This window comes from Caldicellulosiruptor bescii DSM 6725 (assembly GCF_000022325.1).
GTDB classification, from domain to species: Bacteria; Bacillota; Thermoanaerobacteria; order Caldicellulosiruptorales; family Caldicellulosiruptoraceae; genus Caldicellulosiruptor; species Caldicellulosiruptor bescii.
Window position 1 is genome coordinate 2,788,710 of the sequence record NC_012034.1, and the last position, 18,370, is coordinate 2,807,079.

The window sequence follows — 18,370 nt, forward strand, 5'->3', positions numbered from 1 at the left end:
ATTTTCTTTTTTGTTATGATGTTATGTTTAATTTTTGTATTTTGTATTTACTTTTTCCTATACTTTTTTACTTTTGTATTTACCAATTGCTGTCGACCTGCAATTTCCCCAAAAACCCCCGGGGATCGACAGCAAAAGGTAATTTCTGGTATGTGTTGATTTTCAAGAGCTTGTGGGGTATAATAGAAACAATCTATAGTTGCTTGAAAACATAACCATTTATTCCTTGCGACGTTTTTCAAAAACCTCCACGGTTTTTAGCCTCCCCTTTGGGGATTGAAACACGTAAAAAATAAGGAGTATGTAAGGGGTTTTTTGCAGTTTTTAGCCTCCCCTTTGGGGATTGAAACTAATTTTGATATTTTTCATAGTTAACACTTATCAGAGTTTTTAGCCTCCCCTTTGGGGATTGAAACAAATTAATATAAATATGAAAATCAAATAAAAGTAAAAAATGGAGGTGTTGACATTATGAAGATTAAATTAAACAAAAAGTCAATAATATCATTGGCAGTGGTGGTGACATTTATTATAGTAACTTTATTAAGTCCTGTATTTTATAATTGTAGCCAAAAGTCAAGCGTTAAGCAGGATATTACCAGCCAGCAACCTACAGATAGTAATACCCAAACAGAAAAATCTACTACTATAACAGATAAATTGTTCAACTGGATGAACATATTTAAAGCATATGCAGATAATACAAACAGTGACAGTGATGGCAATATAGATAATGAGATAGTTAATGATGCACCATATTTAGTTCCAGTATGGCAGCCAGGGGAGATTAACCCAGTAATATACCAGAAGAACGGAAAATTGTATAGGTTAAATGATGTTTCTCCAGAAACTTTAGCTAGGTATTGCAGGATATTGTATGAGTTAGAGGTAAAAGATGTAAAAGAAAAGTATGTTGTTGAGGGTAATGACAGAGTAGGATGGGGATTGCTTTATAAAAGAATAGGACAGCCATTTTATAAAGCAAGTTGTGATTCAGGCGAAGATTATTATCCTCAAGTGTCTTTTATGGAGAGAATGGTAGCATCGTGGTATAATTATTATTATAATTGGTTTTCAGCAATTACACCTATTAAGCTTAATCGTAACACGTTAAATACAACTTATATGTATGACAATCAATATATAAGCAAAAATAGAAGAGAATTTTATATGAATTGCGATTTGGTTTTGGAGTTAGAGCCAGATTTAAATGGAGCAAAAGATAGATTCCCTGATTATTTACAGCTATCGGAAATAGGATCACATAGTGGAAGCAATGTTAAGGCTGAATTAATAAATTGGGAGTATTTTGACATGATAAGAGCATACACTTATCTTTCTGTAAGATTTCTTAAGGATTTTGATACAAAAGTTTATAATAAATTGGCTTCTATAATTAAAAAATATAAAATGTCGCTGGGTAAAGATGCATTTGTGTCTGTAAAAATGTCAAGTAAGCCTCTCAAGTATGGAAAATATTATTCTGGACAGCGATTCACAATAAGTTTAAAGTTTATGTATATTAAACCTACGCTTGATATAAAACCAGTTAAAACAAAAGTACCAAAAATAGGTAAAAATCAGTTAGCATATGTAATCCAGCTTGACCCATATACAATTTCATTTGAAAAAGTATACAATATAACAGAACTATATTCTGAGCAAGATTTGAGACCATTACTAACTGAGTTAGGTAAAATTTATAAAGCAATAGGAAGCGGCAAGATAAGCGCAAAAGGGTATTTTGAATTTTTAAAGAAAGCAAAGCTAACAAGTGGGAAGTCTAATGAATATTTTAAAAATGCATCCAAGTTAGGAGACACCTATTTAAATTTAGGCAAATCAAAGCAGCCATTATATGTAGTTACAACATCAACTTCGACATTCAGGGCAGCTTGTTTAAACTATAAGAGAAAGTATATTGTAGATATATTCTACGATATTTTAAGCAAGATGGACTATTTAGATGATTTTAAGTCTGCATGGAATTTAGGAGCTAAATATGCTAGTGCAGTTTATAATACACCAGACCAAAAAACATTGGATCCAGTAAATTTATTTGATTTTGAAACATCACAGGATCTTTATCCAGTATTTGTAGCAGGAAAAGTGCCTATAGGGAAGGTAGGATTTACAGGATACAATCTTGAGGATCGAGTAGGTAAGCCTATAGGAAAAGATTGTTTCTATGCACCAGAATACTATACATTAATAGAAGCAATGAATAAAAAGATTGCTAACAAGTCAATATTAAGCAAATATTATAATATAGAATATTTTGCAATACCGATTTCTGTTGAAGCAAATTCCACAAAAGATTATAAGAATTTAGTACCAGCAGCAATGCCACATTTATACAATGTAATGGTTATTTCTAGCAGATATCCAGAGCTTGATAATAACGGTAAGCCGTTTAAGTATAGGAATCAAGTTAGTGGCAGAACATGTTATACATTTCCAATAGTCTTTAGATTTTTCCCAGAGTTTGTAAACAAAGACAAAACAACATATCCATATTTTGCAGTAGAGTCTATAATATTTGAAGGAGTAAAATTTAATAATAAACCAACAATACCACTATCAGATGGTAAGATAGCAAAAGATTGGGCAGAGATACCATTGAGATGGTGGTGGTCTAATCTGGCAGTTAAGTCAGATATAGAGCAAGGTAAGGATTTAGAAACTATTGGTATACACTTTGGTCCATCTTATAATTATACAAAAAATGATATAGAAATAGCAAAGAAGTATGCAATCACACAAGATGTAATTTTAAAGAAAGCCAAATATTTCGGTTCAATTTTAGGCAGTGCATTTGAGAAATAATATAACACACAGGGTTACTAATATTAGTAACCCTGTGTGTCCATGTTTATATACTTAGCATAAGCAACTAATATTAAATTTGGAGGTGTATAGTTGGATGAGTCAAATTTTAGGGATTAATTTTAGGGAAAAGATAAAAGTTATTGTGAGATTTGTTGTGTTAGTGATTATGATGATTACTATTTTTAGTTTATTTAAACCTTATGCAGTTAAAGCAGAGGAAAATAACAACAGAGTATCATTTATATACGAGCCATTGATCAATATAGAAGATAAGCTTTATAAGATAAAACATGGTTTGTATAGTTTAAATATAATGGGATTGTTTGATTTGTTAGAAAGAAAAGGTTATACAAGTGATTTGATACAACCAGTAATATCGAATGAGTCTAATAGTAATAATTTTATATATTTAATAGCAGAGAAATTTTTTACTAAAGGTATTCCTTTTTTAAATATTTTACAACCAAGTGGCAATTTTTTCATTCAATCTAAATTAAACGAAACAAAGGTATATAGTGGTTTAGATTTAACCAGAGAGCAAATTAACACAGGTTTAAAAGATGTTGCTGTTAAATTAAAAGATGCTACAGCGATAAAATATCCATTTTTAGAATCGGTAAAAAACGATGTAAAACTTCCTGATGGAATAGTACCAGATGCAACAGTAAGTATAGAGAGAATTTTAAAGGAAATAATAGAGGATAAAGGTAATGTAGAGAATGATACTCTGTATGGAAGATTAAACTCTTACGTATTCGACTGGCCATGGTTTAAAGTAATAGACAGCGATGGCAGATTAGTAAATGCAACAACAGCAAGAGATCATGAAAAGATGTTATTTTATGCACAAGAAGCGTTTAATCCAAATTCTAGATACAGAATGTTCATGATTTATAGATTTGATAAGAATGGAAATTTAAATTTACTTGATAGTTACAATGAGGTTGCTTCAAATATTTTATTTAACAGCAGTTTTTGGGTTAGAAAAGATAATAATAGAGGAGAAAAAGATAATAATGGAGGGGAAAAAGATAATAAGGAGTTAAAATTCAATTACGTAACACAGGTTGACGTTAATTCCAATATAGGTAAAATAATTATGGAAAAGTATAGGTTTGTAGCCTACCCTTTGGGGATTGAAACTATATTCAATATTGTTATTTGGAGCTGTAGCATTTTATGTAGAGATAGCAAAAGGTGGTAAACCACCTTTTAGTACATTTTTTATAGGATTTAGTGACAAGTTGATATATAAGGTGGTGTTGCTATATTTATTAACTCAACTGATAAATCCTATAGGTCTGATAGCATTTATTATACCAGGAATTATATTTATATTAGCATTATTTCCAGCAAATTATATATTGTATGAAAATAGTGATGTTTCTATAATTGAGATAATAAAAGAGTGCTTTAGGATTACAAAGAAAGCCAAGCTCAAATTATTAATGTTTTACCTTAGTTTTATCGAATGGTACATTTTAGGTATGCTAACTTTAGGTATATTATTTATATATGTTACACCCTATATATCAGTGACATCGTATTATTTATACAAAAAATTATCAGGTAAGGAATATGTAAATAGTGAAATTTCCAGTCAATATATGATTTAATAATCAGTTTTTTAATAGTCAATTTAGAACAATAAAGCTTAATGTTGTGAGCGAGGATAAATAAAAGAGAAAAAGTAATGGCAGATAGCAAGAAATCAGAGAAAATAGAAATATGGTCATAAGGACAGAATAGTATCAGAGCCCATGTAGGATTTTAAGTGGAAAATAGTCTGCTCTACAGCGACACTTTTTTGTAGAGCTCTAAAAACTCTTGAGAATTTCTGCTCAGACCTGGGAAAGAGCGAAAATCGTCAGGATATATAAACTATTGCCCCCGATTTAGAGGTAGTACAAGGTTGAGGGCAAGAGCAGACACGTTTGCCATCTTTGTATTGTGACATAGGGCAAGTCCATTTAAGGCGCAAAGAGCGATTTTTACCCTGACATTTGCCTTTGGGTTTAAAAGGTAGATTGAACTTTTTGCAGATAGGGATACCATATCTTCAGATATAACGATATTAGGATCTGAAGTAGGTATAGTATTTTTAGAGGCTCTTGTATTTAGAGGAATAACTATTTTAGAGAAGTTGAAAGAATTTATTAAAGTGGAGTAGATGTTATGTGAATCCAAGGCGCTATCAGCGATGAAAGTAGAAAAATTTTTGGGAATATAAGAGAATAAAGTTTCGAGCGAAGGAATTAAAGCGGCAGAAGTCGGAGATAGCTTTTTCTTGATGTGGGTCAGAAGAAGTAGAATCAGAGTTAAACAGAGGAACTAAAGCTAAAGGGATACCAGAAGCAGTGGTAATGACAGCAAATTTCAAAGCCCAGCGGAAATGACCATTTGTGAACATAAGGCGGATGTTAGGATTAGCGTTAGCACTTTTAGGCAAAGAAGAATAAACAGCAGAAGTAGATTTTATCAGAAGACAGCTCAGGATTAGCTTTTGATGTATTTTTCAGCAGTAGATGAATGAACTTAGGGTTATTTTCACGGACCTGAGGGACAATACCTGTTGTGTATCAAAGATTAAGATTGAAGAATCTTGAGGGCATTGTTGGAGAGAAATATTGTGTGCGTGGATAGAGATATTTTGAAAGAGTTTGTGGATTTCACCGTTAAATAGTTTTCTGAAGCGAGAGAAAGTAGAAATAGAGGGGACATTGCCATTTAAGTTACAAAATAAACGGAGTTCATAAGAGTTAAGAACAACAGCGCGAAGCTGTGTTAGGGTATTTAGTTTGAGTAATTTTTGGACAAGGAAGCACAGAAGCATAGATTCTAAGGAGAAGTATCTATGCTTGCAAAATGTTTATAGTAAGCATTGTAGAAAGAAGAAGGTATATAATGTGACAAGTCAATGAATTTATTGAACAAGCCCAAGAGGCTTTCAGGCTTGTAGAGAGCCAAAGCCTTTAGGTGGGAGAATAGGGCTATGAAAGAAAGTTGTTTAGGTTTGGTGTTGAACATTTTGGAACCCTCCTCATAGTAGAAGATTTGTTTTATATAATCATATTTTACTACCTACAATTGAGGAAGGTGACCAGACTTTTTTGATTCTATGTAAAGCTTGATAACGCTCATCTTGAGCGTTTTTGCAAAAGGCTATACTATTATTTAATTGAAGGAGGATGATGAAGATGAGCGATATAAAAATTATTCAAGAGGATATTAAACACGAAGTTGCCATTGACATAATTGCGGGACTTCTTGGCAGTCTAACCAATATAAAATTAAAAATTGTACATTTAGATCTTGATAAAGAAATAAAAGAACAAAAGCTTCAAAAAATAGAAAAAATCAGAGAAACACTGTGTAAAGAAAGAGATCTCATCTATCGTGGTGATAAGGATGCGATTGAAAGGGCACTAACTACTTATGCTCTCCTCTATAGGTTAATTGACGAAGAAGAAGTTATAAATGCTGAAGTCTTTTATATCAAGAAGGGGAAAACACAAATGATTAATGAAAATCTTTATAAACTAAATAGCAAAGATCATGATGAAATCTTGTGTGAAATTAGGGAAAACACTTTTAAAAACAAAAGTCCAGTTGATTATCCTAAAATAGTCATTATTGGCGGATAACCCGAGGCAGGAAAAAGTAAAATAATAACATTATCAGAAAAAGGTAGGTGCTAATAATGGCAAAAAATTTAAGAAGATAGTAAAACTTCACTTTGTAGCTGAAACAACAAAAAAGCACCTCAGTGCAGATGCTGGGTGCTTTAATATGTTTTTTGGAGATTGAGAAGATTGTAATTTCAAACATATACATAAATTTTTCATGTCATAAAATCCACTGGATTTTTTTCAATGCCAATTATTTGCCTTTCTGAGTACCAGGTATTTTGGAATTTGTAGATAATAACTGAATCTTCAGACAAGTCCAGTATTCTTTCAAGTTCAAGAATAAGTCTTCTCAAGGTTCCTTCTGATATGTTTCCTTCGAATACCGAATTTTGCACCCATGTGAGATACTGCCTGCATTTTTTTAAAGCTTTTGCCACCCGTTTTTCATTGACATCATAAACAAGAATCACAAACATAGCTCCTACCACCTTGCAACAAAAGGTTTGTATTCTATATTTTCCAAAAACAATTTTTGGAGCTTGTATGCTTCCATTCGGATGAGCCTTTTGTAACTTACTTGAGTATTCAGTTTCGGGTGCATTATAGTAGAGTAGAGCTTCTGGTTATACTCAGAGACAAACAATTTTTTGCCCTGGTCGTTCAATATAATGCCGTTTAGTTCTTTTTCAAAATGTTTTTCGCTCAGCACTTTCTTGTTAACAAGAGAAAAAATTACCCTGTCAACAATTATGGGTTTGAAGATTTCGGAAATATCTAAGTTCAATGAAAACTTGCGCTGGTTTGTGGAATGCAGATATCCTATGCGCGGGTCAAGCTGTGTTTGGTAAATCTCTCCAAGAGTTGTAGCATACAAAAGAGAATTCCCAAAGCTAATCAGAGCATTTATCCTGTCAAGAGGCGGATTTTTGCTCCTGCGGACAAATGTAAAATTTTCATTATCCAGTATCTTGTTAAAACACCTGTAGTAGATTTCTCTTATATTCCCCTCCAAAGCCATAAGCGTATTTACATCATCACAGGAGTTTATGTTATGGCGCATTCTTTCGATTGTCTCTATCTCATCTTTTAGCATATTTCCACGGGAATTGTAGTACCTCAGAACCACAAGCATATTTAGAACAGCTCCTTCAACAATTGACCTTGCAATGGTCATTCTTTTGTTGTAGTCGTTGTAAAATTCTACCTGCTTGAGTATCACAATGCCTGAGTTGTAATGTTCGCGCGGGTAGTATGTGCCAACGTAGTACTCATACCTGTTAAAAAAATGGACACATATATTCTTTTCTGTCATGAACTCCAAAAATCTTTTATTTATGTCAACCTCTCCAAATATAAAAACTGATTCTATCTCTTCTACCGGAAAATACTTTTTGCCTTCATCTGTTTCAAACATGATGGTGTTATCTTTCCTTCTTAAAAACCCAGAATTGAAAACATAAAGGTCTTTTTTCACTTAAAATCACCCCGAAAATCTTTTTTGTGGACAAAACCTTTTCTTTTCAAGCAAAACAATATTCCCTGTAAGCACACTTTGGACAATACCTACAGTAGGCTGAAGGAGGCGGGCTCTCTTTGTCAATTATCGTTTCAATCTCAGCTATCATCTTTTCCAGTTTTTCTTCTTCCTCAGCTGTCAGAACAACCTCTTCCTTTTTTCTCTCCTCTGGATAAAAAAGCACTCCTTTTGCTGAAATTCCTGCTTCTTTTAGAAGCTTTATATAAAACAAAAGCTGATACCTTGATGCTTCTTTGAACCTTGAAGATTTTTTTGTTTCACCAATCACTATCTCATCTTTGTCCTGATACAGAATGTCAAACACTGCATTGCCGAATTTTATCTCCTTCTGATCTTTTTTGTAATAATACTCATGAAGAAATCTGCCAAGCACTATGTTATCGTCGTTCTCATCTGGCAAGATGTTGTGTGCCATGAGCCACACCTGTCTTTTGCAGATGTTGTAATACCAGATGTAAACACCTGTCATGTAAATATCCATTTTCAAAACACCATCCTGTTTTTTAAAATCAAGCAAAAATGACATTGTCGTTTGGGTCATACACAAATCCTGTCTCGGGACTGTAGTATCGCTCACAGGATGTGGGTGGCAAAGATAATATTCCTTTCTCTTCATCAAAAATCTGGGCGTATTTTACTGGCACGGAAATTGTGTATTCAAAAAGGATATTTTTGAGCTCAAGATATATTTCTCTTCTTTTGTAATAATCCTTTATGGAAAAAGAGTTTATATACTTCTCATACGTATCTTCTATTTCTTGGTTGTTTCTTATGATGACGCTGACATACCCACCCCGCTGCTGGATAAGACTAAACCTTGAGATTGTGAGTTCTTCCTTTTCCAGAATACTGTCAAACTTTAAAAGCCTTATTGCCTTCAAAAATTCTTCAGATTTTTTAAATGATTTATTTTCTTTTATCATCCTGAAATAATTATCAATCAGCATACCATAGTCTTTTTCTTCCACTTCGGGATGCTTCAAAAGAAGTCCTCTTGATATTTCAATTGCCGTGTTGCCATAAACTCTTTTTGCAAAGGTTATGCCACTTTCATCTTTCATGTTTACAACCAGCACATTGCCCTGGCTTTTTTCATTGTGCCTGTTGCACCTTCCTGCACACTGGATTATTGAATCAATAGGAGCTATGTCTCTTATTACACAATCAAAGTCAATGTCTACCCCTGCCTCAATCACCTGAGTTGAAACAACAATGGGTTTTGCTCCGCTTTCTAACATTTTTTCTATTTTCTTTATAATATCTTTTCTATCTTTTGGTACAAGGCTTGCTGAAAGGTAAATGACCTCTTTATTTTTGAGGTTGTTTTTTATGCCATTGTAGATTTGATGCGACTGGTTTATGGTGTTGGCAACAATCAAAAACGATTTTTCGTCTTCATATATGTCTTCTGAGAAGAAATCCACAAATTCAGCTACTTTTAAATCGCTGTGGTGATACATAAGCTTTGTTCTGTTAAAAATTGAATAGTCACAAAACCCTGCAAGCTCACAAGCATCTTCGAATATAAGCGGTTTTGTGGCTGTCATGAGAATAATCTTGCACCTGAAAAGCTGTGTCAGTTTTCTCAAGACCTCTTCAACAAGCGGCAGAAGCTCAACATCAATTGCCTGAATCTCATCAAGGAGGAGTACTGAATCGTAAAAAGCATGGAACTTTTTGAGCATCCTGTTTCTGTTTGAAATTAAAGTTTCAAGCAGCTGAACAAATGTTGTCACTACAAACCCAGATGTCCAGTTTTCTATAAAACACTCTGAAGCAACTTTTTCAAATACAGTAATTTCATCTGTAATTTCTTTTAGCGCTCCTTCTTTCCCCCTGAACTCAACATCAGTTAAATGATGGTGTTTTAACAAGTACCTGTCTCTGTTTTTTCCAAAATCTTCTATTGTCTCAAATAGATTTTTGACAACATCATAGTTCTGGTCTATTATAGAGGTGAATGGAAGAGCATATATTATCCTTCCAGACTTTTTCAAAATTTCTTTCAGTTTTACTGCTGCAAACACTCCTGCCAAAGTCTTCCCTGTGCCTGTTGGAGTTGTGATCGAAAATATGTCTTTTTCCTTATTCTTTTCAATATTTGAAAGTACAGCCTCAAACACACTTTGTCTTATTCTATGCAGATTTTTATCTTGAGTCGGTTTGATAACTTTGTCTCTTGCCACAATAAGTCTATCTAACGAAGCATAGCAGGGCGACAGTACCTTGTAATTTGCAGCCGACATCTTGTCTGCCCATATGAGAAGAGAATACAACTTTTGCTGGACAAAATAAAGCTCAGTTCCATCTTTGAAAGCCTGCGGTATCAAACCAATAAAGCGAATGCCATATTCAATTTTTTTAAGATATCTTAGGATATCCTCTATAAAACCCCTTTGCTGTGCTAAAAACTTTTCAAATTTATTGCCAAGTCCAATTTTTTCAAGCAAAGGTTTTATATCCTCAGCATTGCACCTCAAATCCTCAATCTGAACATAGGCATCATCTATTTTCTGAACAAGGTTTATATCTGCCTTGAAATCCCCTGCAAATTTTTCTGGCAGGTTCTTGCTAATATCCTTGGCATCTCCGTGATGGTGAAGAATGCAAGCGTAAATCAAAAGAGATATGACTTCATCTAAAGAAGCTGGGGAGTTCATCTTTTGTAAACACAGTCCTTTCTTTTGCATCCAGCAAAATACTCCAAAGATGGCTGATAAAAAACCATGCTGTGAATGCTTGCTTGATACACCGCTAAGATGACTTTGAAAAAATGTTGTAAATTTCCCAAAGTCATGACAAAGACATATAATTTGCAGTGCTTCTTTTTCCCAGCTTTTTAGCTCCACATTTGCCTCCATAGCATAGTGATAAACTTCAAGAAGATGATCATAAAGAAGCTTATCAGGATTTTTGTGAGAATAATACTCCATGCAAATCCCCCTTTTTCCTGTAAATAAAAACTTTTACACCAAAACAAGAAAAACGCCACTTGGGACTATCCCCCAAATGGCAAAATATTTTTTACATCACACAAATGCATTCTTTTCTGTCACCTGAAAATTCTTTTATATAATACACCTTGTCCTGCGCACTGCTATTCAAATCTACCCAGATAGGATTGAGATTTTCGTCGTGAATATACGTCTTGACCTTTGTGGCAAACCTATCTTTGTCAAAATCGCACGGCATCCTGTCTTTCATGAGGGCAAGAGAAGAAGAAAATTCTAAGCTTAAGTTCAAAGATTTTATTAAGCCTGTATCAAGCACAGTTAAAATACCTGCCCTGCTGTCTTCCCACCTGCAGGCTTCAAATTCACCCAAAAACTCAATTTTTGCAGCAAACGGAGCACTGCCAAAGTATATTGGAAATTCTGACTTGCCACTTTCAAGCCTTGCCCTCAAGAAAGAATATATCTTCTCATCTTTTGGCATAACAAAAACTCTAAAACCTACAAATCCATTGTATCCAGCCAAGATCTCAAGCGGCACCTGTGTGTGGGTATTTGGATTTTTTAGTTCACTTATAGTTTGGGCTTTTATATAATTTACCGTCTGTACAATCTTGTATGTCTTTTCTAATTTCTGCACTGCAACTAAAAGGTTTTCGGCTGAAAACATATCATAATAACTATCCCTCTCAAAACCCAAGATAGCTGCAACCATACCTTCAATCACAGTCCTCGGTGGCACAAGATACGAAAGCGATGATGAATTTGTATAAAATTTTCTAAAGTGAGCAAACTTGCCTTTGAGGTCAAACACTAAAAATTTCATTTTCTTCTCACCTTGTTTTTCTAAACTTCTTCAAGCTCAAAAGTACCAAATGTATCTTTAAAGTCCACAACATTGCCACCGCAAACAAGGCAAAGTTCTGGGTGTTTGAAATAGTAAATCTTTGAAATTATGTCTTTGTTCTTATGCAAAAACTCAGCCAAATCTGTAATATCAAGCTGAACATCTTCAATTTTTCGCGGTTTTTCGACAACCTCAATGAGTTTAATGTAATCTCTGAGGTCTCCAAGCAAGGTCTTATCATCTACATACTCTACTCTCATGTAAAGCCTTGGATACTGACCTATCTTGCTTCTGGTTGCTAAAAGTGGAATTGCTTCTTTCATTGCCCTATCTAAAAACTTTAGGTCATCTTCTGTAAGTTTTGTCTCTTTTGCTCTTCTTGCGCTCACTATTCCAGAAAAAGCTATGAAAGAGTATTTCACTCTGTAGTCTTTGCCTATAGCACCCTGCTGTTTTTTCTCATCGCTTGCAAAATGGCTTGTGATAGATGCTTCTAAAAGCTCAACCTTGTTCAAAGAATATCCCCAGTTGAACTGTACTGGTCCAATGTAAGTTTCAGTTCTTCCTTTAATAGGAATTGTGGCACCAAAAAGTCTTATGTCAATGAATGTATCAAGCACATCTAACTTATCAACTTCAGTATTTTTTTCTTTTGCTGTAGCATCTAAAACTTTTTCTGGTTTTTCACTCTTGCCTTCAATCTTTCGAACATAAATCTTTTGTCCTATATCTTCTAAATAATCACGGATATACCTTTTTACACGAACATCTGACACAAGGTTTATCTCTTTTTCCCAATCCATCCTTGGTCGATTTTCTTCATCTGGGTCACCGTTTGGATTGCAAAGCTTAGCATCATAGGTAAACAAAATCTCGCTGTTCTTATCAATAATCTTCTTTTCCATCTTTCATCAAACCTCCTATTTTAGTTAGATGTATCCTGAGAGTTCAAAGCATTTAATATAACCTTTTGAGTTTTGTATGCATAGCCAGAGAGGATGTAAAATAGAGTTTCGTATTTGTCAAGCTTCCATGAATCTATGTGCTTGTCCAAAAGCCTCTTCATCTCGGCAAAAATCATCTCGGTGTACGGTAAAAGTTTTTCTTGCCTCAGCTTGTTGTGAACATCATTGCACAGTCTTATAAGCTTTGGCTTATCAATTCCATTGTAATTTATCTTGTTCAAAATTGGTTTGTGCCCAGCAGAGTCGTCTTGCCTATCTTTGGTAGTAAGATATTGTTTTGCTCCTATCTCGCCAATCAAAACTCCAAGCAAAAATAGAGCGGTCCTTGGCTCATCATAATTCATTTGTTGAATATAGCTTTTGAGATCGTCGGACAAATTCAGCTGCGCAATATCCATCCCTCTTTTCACCTCCAAACAATCCAAAATTTCCAAAAATCTTATGACAAAAACCATTCTGATAACCATTGAAGCAATGTCGTTTTCTATAAACTTTGAAAGGTTATACCCTTCTTTCCCGTAAACAACAACACCTACTGCCTTTATGAAGTTTTCGATGAGAACATCTCTTGCTATTCTCTTGCCAGAAAAAATAGCATCGTAGATGTTCAAAAGCCTTTGCGCTTCTTTGCTCTCACTTATGTTTTTGAGCCTTATTGGAACGCTGTAATAAATGCTTTCAAGGGAAATCCTAAAAGAAGGGTCATTCCCAATGAGGTCAGTATATTGAGAAAAGACTTTTGAAGCTGCATTGTAAATCTTGTCGAAAATTGAAGGATTGATGTCAGCTATAAACCTTATTATCTTTGTACTTGCTTGTGCTTCTCTGTAAAAAATCAGGTTCAGTAAAAAATAGTGGTTTTGGTCGAAATATGAAAGAAAGTTGTATATATCATCTCGCAGTTTTTCCAAGCTATTATAGTTCCATGCAGTGTTCATCGAATTCGTGATATTTTGGGAAAGTTCCTCTAAATAGTTTTTTGTTAGCTTTGCACTTGTGTAAACAAAAGTTGGCAGAACATATACATCAAATGTTCCAAGCTGTGTTTTAAGTTTATTTCTTAAAAATATGTCTCCTGCCACAAGCTTTAAAAGACATTTTTCGCATACAGTTATATTCTTGGCATAGTTCTTTTGGTCAAGATAAGATGCAAATATATTTTTGTCTGTTGTAAAATATTTAAACCTTGTCTTTTTAAATCCTTCGAATGATAAGTTATCTGTGTCCAAACATATATAACATATATTACCTTCCTGTTTGTTTTTAGCCTTTTTTGAGCCTTTTTTGACCTGGCGTTTGTATGCAATAACAGCGTCAATATACTCTGGATAGCTTGTCAAAGGCTTTCCATCAACACAAAGTACATATAAGCCTATTTGCTGAGGTTTTATCTCTGTTAATTTTTTTAATCCATTTGTACATTCCTTTGTAAAAACATCTCTCAATTGCTTAAAAATCTTATCAGTTGATTTTGTATTGTTAATTAGTTCCTTGTAAATCTGTGATAGCTGCTTTTCAGTCAATCTCTTGTTGTCATTTACCACTATATTGTCAGTATCTAAAAAATAAACGTATTTTTTCTCTATCTTCTGCTGCAAATACCTCTTCTCTTCATCGATAAGTTCAGAAGATCTGCTCAGATATTCTTTGACTTTGACAAAATACATATCCAATATTTTTTTACATATATCAGATACTACAGGTATTTTACATTCAACAAGGTTTGGAATGGTTTCTGTTAGAAAATATGCAAAAGATGTCGTAGAAGCAAACCATTGTGACGAATTTGCACCTTCTGCCGAACCAACATAAACATATTTTTTAGCAGTTTCATCATCAATTTCTTCAGCACAGTCTATATTAATCTTTTTCTCATTTGTAGAAAAGTCAATTTTTGCAACATATCTCTTTTCATCCCCAGTTGGAACCTCAATATCTTCTGTAAGAACAGATAAATAGGCATCATTTCCAGATGCATCACCAATTAAAATATCACCAATCTCAACTATTTCCTCTATCAATAGCCTCTCACCTCACTTTTATGTTAATTATACCAATTTTATTTTCAAGATACAACCGAATTTTGAACTTGCAATCCTCGTTACTTAGTACACTTTTTAATTTTACATACCATCATTTAATTTTTAAGGTCAAATTTTATGCGAAGTTAATTAGCTTTATATGTCATTTTTTTCATTTTATATTATTTTTGCTTGTGCAAAAATTGACATTTTTAATTATGTACTTTGTGATTTGTGGCGTATTATGACTTTTGTATTTACCAATTGCTGTCGACCTGCAGTACCCCCAAAAACCCCCGGGGGTCGACAGCAAAAGGTAATTTCTGGTATGTGTTGACTTTCAAGAGCTTGTGGTGTATAATAGAAACAACATACTGCAGCTTGAAAACTTAACCATTTGTTCCTTGTTGCATTCTGCAAGCTATCCACGGGTTTGTAGCCTTCCCTTTGGGGATTGAAACTCAATCTCCAAAACCTTTATATACTTAAAATCATAAAGTTTGTAGCCTTCCCTTTGGGGATTGAAACTCTTTACCATATGATAAGACTTTCCGCTTCCAGGTTTGTTTGTAGCCTTCCCTTTGGGGATTGAAACTTTATGATTTGTGTTTTTATTTCGAACTATGAGGAAGTTTGTAGCCTTCCCTTTGGGGATTGAAACATAAAAGCAATTAGTTTGTAACTAAGGTCATCTTTGAGTTTGTAGCCTTCCCTTTGGGGATTGAAACCAGCTTCAATCTCAAGTTTGTCTTGTTCATAATTGGTTTGTAGCCTTCCCTTTGGGGATTGAAACCTGCTTGGTTGCTTCAAGCTCTAAAACTTTGAGCTCGTTTGTAGCCTTCCCTTTGGGGATTGAAACTATGCATTATTTATGACAGAAATTTAGATAACGAAGGGTTTGTAGCCTTCCCTTTGGGGATTGAAACCAATATCTCGTATCTTCTCACTTGCCTTGTCTGTTGGTTTGTAGCCTTCCCTTTGGGGATTGAAACTATCTTGCCTTAGTAACAATTGCCTTCTTTTGGTTCGTGTTTGTAGCCTTCCCTTTGGGGATTGAAACACTTTATTATCGTTCACAAGGTAGATAGATTTGCTCGGTTTGTAGCCTTCCCTTTGGGGATTGAAACGTGTACACATCTTTACCTTTTTTCAGATTATATACTGTTTGTAGCCTTCCCTTTGGGGATTGAAACACTTCTCGATTATTTTTGAAAATAACTTTTCCTGTATGTTTGTAGCCTTCCCTTTGGGGATTGAAACATGAACCTAGCATTCTTACAACTAAAAAACATAAATGTTTGTAGCCTTCCCTTTGGGGATTGAAACATTTTTCGACTTTGTTTGCATCGGTAAAGGATACAAGTTTGTAGCCTTCCCTTTGGGGATTGAAACTTCTTTTTAGGTTTTGTTGATTGTTTTGAAATTTTAGTTTGTAGCCTTCCCTTTGGGGATTGAAACAAATTAATAGATGTAGAAGGTGAACCTTTCAAATATGAGTTTGTAGCCTTCCCTTTGGGGATTGAAACTTGTGTCTCATTCATTCTATCACTTCCTTATCCAACCAGTTTGTAGCCTTCCCTTTGGGGATTGAAACACTCTTTCTCTTCTCTTTCTCTCTCTTGCATCATCACGTTTGTAGCCTTCCCTTTGGGGATTGAAACCACGATAAGAAAAATGACGTAAGCAAATATTGTGCTGGTTTGTAGCCTTCCCTTTGGGGATTGAAACTAATTTCCTCCTTTCTAAATTTTAATCCCTAAATGGGTTTGTAGCCTTCCCTTTGGGGATTGAAACACAACTTTGAAGAAGCTCCACAGACCACGCAGAACGGTTTGTAGCCTTCCCTTTGGGGATTGAAACCTTAATGAGTTCGTTTTGCTTACGGATGGTTTCCAGTTTGTAGCCTTCCCTTTGGGGATTGAAACAGTGTTTGGCTATCAGCTGTGTTAGTTTGGTATGGTGTTTGTAGCCTTCCCTTTGGGGATTGAAACAAATTTATTGCTGATGCATTTAGTTCTTTAGGAAGTGTTTGTAGCCTTCCCTTTGGGGATTGAAACAAATTTTGAGTGAAATCTTTAGTGAAAGTGATTTGAGTTTGTAGCCTTCCCTTTGGGGATTGAAACTCATCTGCAACATGTTGTGCGCAGTTTCAATGAAATGTTTGTAGCCTTCCCTTTGGGGATTGAAACTATATATAACTTTGATATTTGTTATTTTTAGACTTTTTGGTTTGTAGCCTTCCCTTTGGGGATTGAAACTCTTTTCCAAATCCACCGTCCCATCCTGTGGCACAGTTTGTAGCCTTCCCTTTGGGGATTGAAACATTGTATCATAGCTACATTTGTGTAAACACCTAAAGGTTTGTAGCCTTCCCTTTGGGGATTGAAACATTGTATCATAGCTACATTTGTGTAAACACCTAAAGGTTTGTAGCCTTCCCTTTGGGGATTGAAACCCCACTATCTTATCGTAGTAAGTCACAATAGCCGTGTTTGTAGCCTTCCCTTTGGGGATTGAAACATGTAACCACTGATTCTAAACGTACTACTTAAAACTGTTTGTAGCCTTCCCTTTGGGGATTGAAACTTTCATAAAACCTCCTATGATTCTTAATAATAGTCTTAGTTTGTAGCCTTCCCTTTGGGGATTGAAACTTTTTTCATTTTTCCATATCTCTGTCCAATATTCCCGTTTGTAGCCTTCCCTTTGGGGATTGAAACAGATATAAAGATTTACTTTTGCTGTTATAAAATCATTGTTTGTAGCCTTCCCTTTGGGGATTGAAACATATCTCTTATCATAGACTTACAATCATCATAATTGTTTGTAGCCTTCCCTTTGGGGATTGAAACCAAACTCTATTACTCTTTGTTCCAATTCTTCAGCCCGTTTGTAGCCTTCCCTTTGGGGATTGAAACATAGCTCAGGTTTGTATAATACATCACCTGATTCAGGTTTGTAGCCTTCCCTTTGGGGATTGAAACAGATATACAAGCTTATTCTTGCCGTTATAAAATTATTCGTTTGTAGCCTTCCCTTTGGGGATTGAAATATGAGAGTAACGCTATTAGAATGGTAATAAAGTGGGTTTGTAGCCTCCCCTTTGGGGATTGAAACGGTACAACAGCAAAAAATCCTCTTTATATGGCAAATGTTTGTAGCCTCCCCTTTGGGGATTGAAACAGGCTATCACAAGCCTTATCACCAGCGCCAATATAAAGTTTGTAGCCTCCCCTTTGGGGATTGAAACTTTGAATTTGACACAAGCAGTAACAGGAAGTGTAAATTGTTTGTAGCCTCCCCTTTGGGGATTGAAACAAATTATTAAAGTTCTTCAAACAAAAGAAGAAATTGGTTTGTAGCCTCCCCTTTGGGGATTGAAACATGCCTTTAAATTGTAACCTCTCAATCCTTCTACAAGTTTGTAGCCTCCCCTTTGGGGATTGAAACGTAAAAATGGAGATACAATAAATGGAATACTTAATATGTTTGTAGCCTCCCCTTTGGGGATTGAAACAATTATAGTGGTAGTATACCTAATACTTTTCGTGTGTTTGTAGCCTCCCCTTTGGGGATTGAAACATAGAATAT

General features: G+C 34.7%; 11 protein-coding genes, 1 pseudogene and 1 CRISPR repeat array (1 of these 13 running past the window's edge). Of the genes and pseudogenes, 4 read left to right on the forward strand and 8 right to left on the reverse strand.

Annotation, left to right across the window (positions count from 1 at the left end):
• The first annotated feature begins 471 nt into the window (after positions 1-471).
• The 3 genes from ATHE_RS13385 to ATHE_RS15405 all read left to right on the forward strand — a co-directional run bounded on the left by ATHE_RS13385 (position 472) and on the right by ATHE_RS15405 (position 4,445).
• Positions 472-2,826 (forward strand): hypothetical protein, encoded by a 2,355-nt coding sequence (locus ATHE_RS13385; RefSeq protein WP_015908962.1) that lies wholly within the window; start codon positions 472-474, stop codon positions 2,824-2,826.
• Between the two features lie 97 nt (positions 2,827-2,923).
• Complete coding sequence (locus tag ATHE_RS13390; protein WP_015908963.1) at positions 2,924-4,033, forward strand: hypothetical protein; 1,110 nt, start codon at positions 2,924-2,926, stop codon at positions 4,031-4,033.
• Between the two features lie 55 nt (positions 4,034-4,088).
• Entirely contained in the window at positions 4,089-4,445 is a 357-nt protein-coding gene (locus tag ATHE_RS15405; protein ID WP_408605152.1) for a DUF975 family protein, read from the forward strand.
• A 4-nt stretch (positions 4,446-4,449) separates the two neighbouring features.
• On the opposite strand, the pseudogene ATHE_RS13400 reads toward ATHE_RS15405, so the two are convergent.
• Positions 4,450-5,856, reverse strand: a pseudogene (locus ATHE_RS13400) (transposase); the annotation flags it as partial.
• 170 nt (positions 5,857-6,026) lie between these two features.
• Here ATHE_RS13400 and ATHE_RS13405 point away from each other — a divergent pair.
• Positions 6,027-6,473: a hypothetical protein gene (locus ATHE_RS13405; protein WP_015908964.1), complete on the forward strand. Its 447-nt coding sequence runs from the start codon at positions 6,027-6,029 to the stop codon at positions 6,471-6,473.
• 197 nt (positions 6,474-6,670) lie between these two features.
• On the opposite strand, the gene cas2 is transcribed toward ATHE_RS13405, so the two are convergent.
• The 7 genes from cas2 to ATHE_RS13440 all read right to left on the reverse strand — a co-directional run bounded on the left by cas2 (position 6,671) and on the right by ATHE_RS13440 (position 14,779).
• Positions 6,671-6,934 carry a CRISPR-associated endonuclease Cas2 gene (cas2, locus tag ATHE_RS13410; protein WP_013404366.1) on the reverse strand — a complete coding sequence of 88 codons (264 nt, stop codon included), beginning with the start codon at positions 6,932-6,934 and terminating at the stop codon, positions 6,671-6,673.
• A 5-nt stretch (positions 6,935-6,939) separates the two neighbouring features.
• On the reverse strand, positions 6,940-7,932 hold the full coding sequence (cas1b, locus tag ATHE_RS13415) for a type I-B CRISPR-associated endonuclease Cas1b (RefSeq protein ID WP_015908965.1): 993 nt from the start codon (positions 7,930-7,932) through the stop codon (positions 6,940-6,942).
• A gap of 46 nt (positions 7,933-7,978) precedes the next feature.
• Positions 7,979-8,476, reverse strand: coding sequence for a CRISPR-associated protein Cas4 (gene cas4 / locus ATHE_RS13420; protein WP_041727458.1), 498 nt, complete (start codon positions 8,474-8,476; stop codon positions 7,979-7,981).
• A 28-nt stretch (positions 8,477-8,504) separates the two neighbouring features.
• The gene (locus tag ATHE_RS13425) at positions 8,505-10,928 is read right to left on the reverse strand and encodes a CRISPR-associated helicase/endonuclease Cas3 (RefSeq protein ID WP_015908967.1); all 2,424 of its coding nucleotides are present in this window, start codon (positions 10,926-10,928) and stop codon (positions 8,505-8,507) included.
• A 91-nt stretch (positions 10,929-11,019) separates the two neighbouring features.
• Complete coding sequence (cas5b, locus tag ATHE_RS13430; RefSeq protein ID WP_015908968.1) at positions 11,020-11,772, reverse strand: type I-B CRISPR-associated protein Cas5b; 753 nt, start codon at positions 11,770-11,772, stop codon at positions 11,020-11,022.
• Positions 11,773-11,792: 20 nt separating this feature from the next.
• Positions 11,793-12,698 (reverse strand): type I-B CRISPR-associated protein Cas7/Csh2, encoded by a 906-nt coding sequence (gene cas7b / locus ATHE_RS13435; RefSeq protein ID WP_015908969.1) that lies wholly within the window; start codon positions 12,696-12,698, stop codon positions 11,793-11,795.
• A gap of 20 nt (positions 12,699-12,718) precedes the next feature.
• A complete protein-coding gene (locus tag ATHE_RS13440; RefSeq protein ID WP_015908970.1) occupies positions 12,719-14,779 on the reverse strand; it encodes a TIGR02556 family CRISPR-associated protein in 2,061 nt (686 codons plus the stop codon).
• Between the two features lie 431 nt (positions 14,780-15,210).
• Positions 15,211-18,370: direct repeats of the CRISPR family, unit length 30 nt; unit sequence GTTTGTAGCCTTCCCTTTGGGGATTGAAAC; it runs 323 nt beyond the window's last position.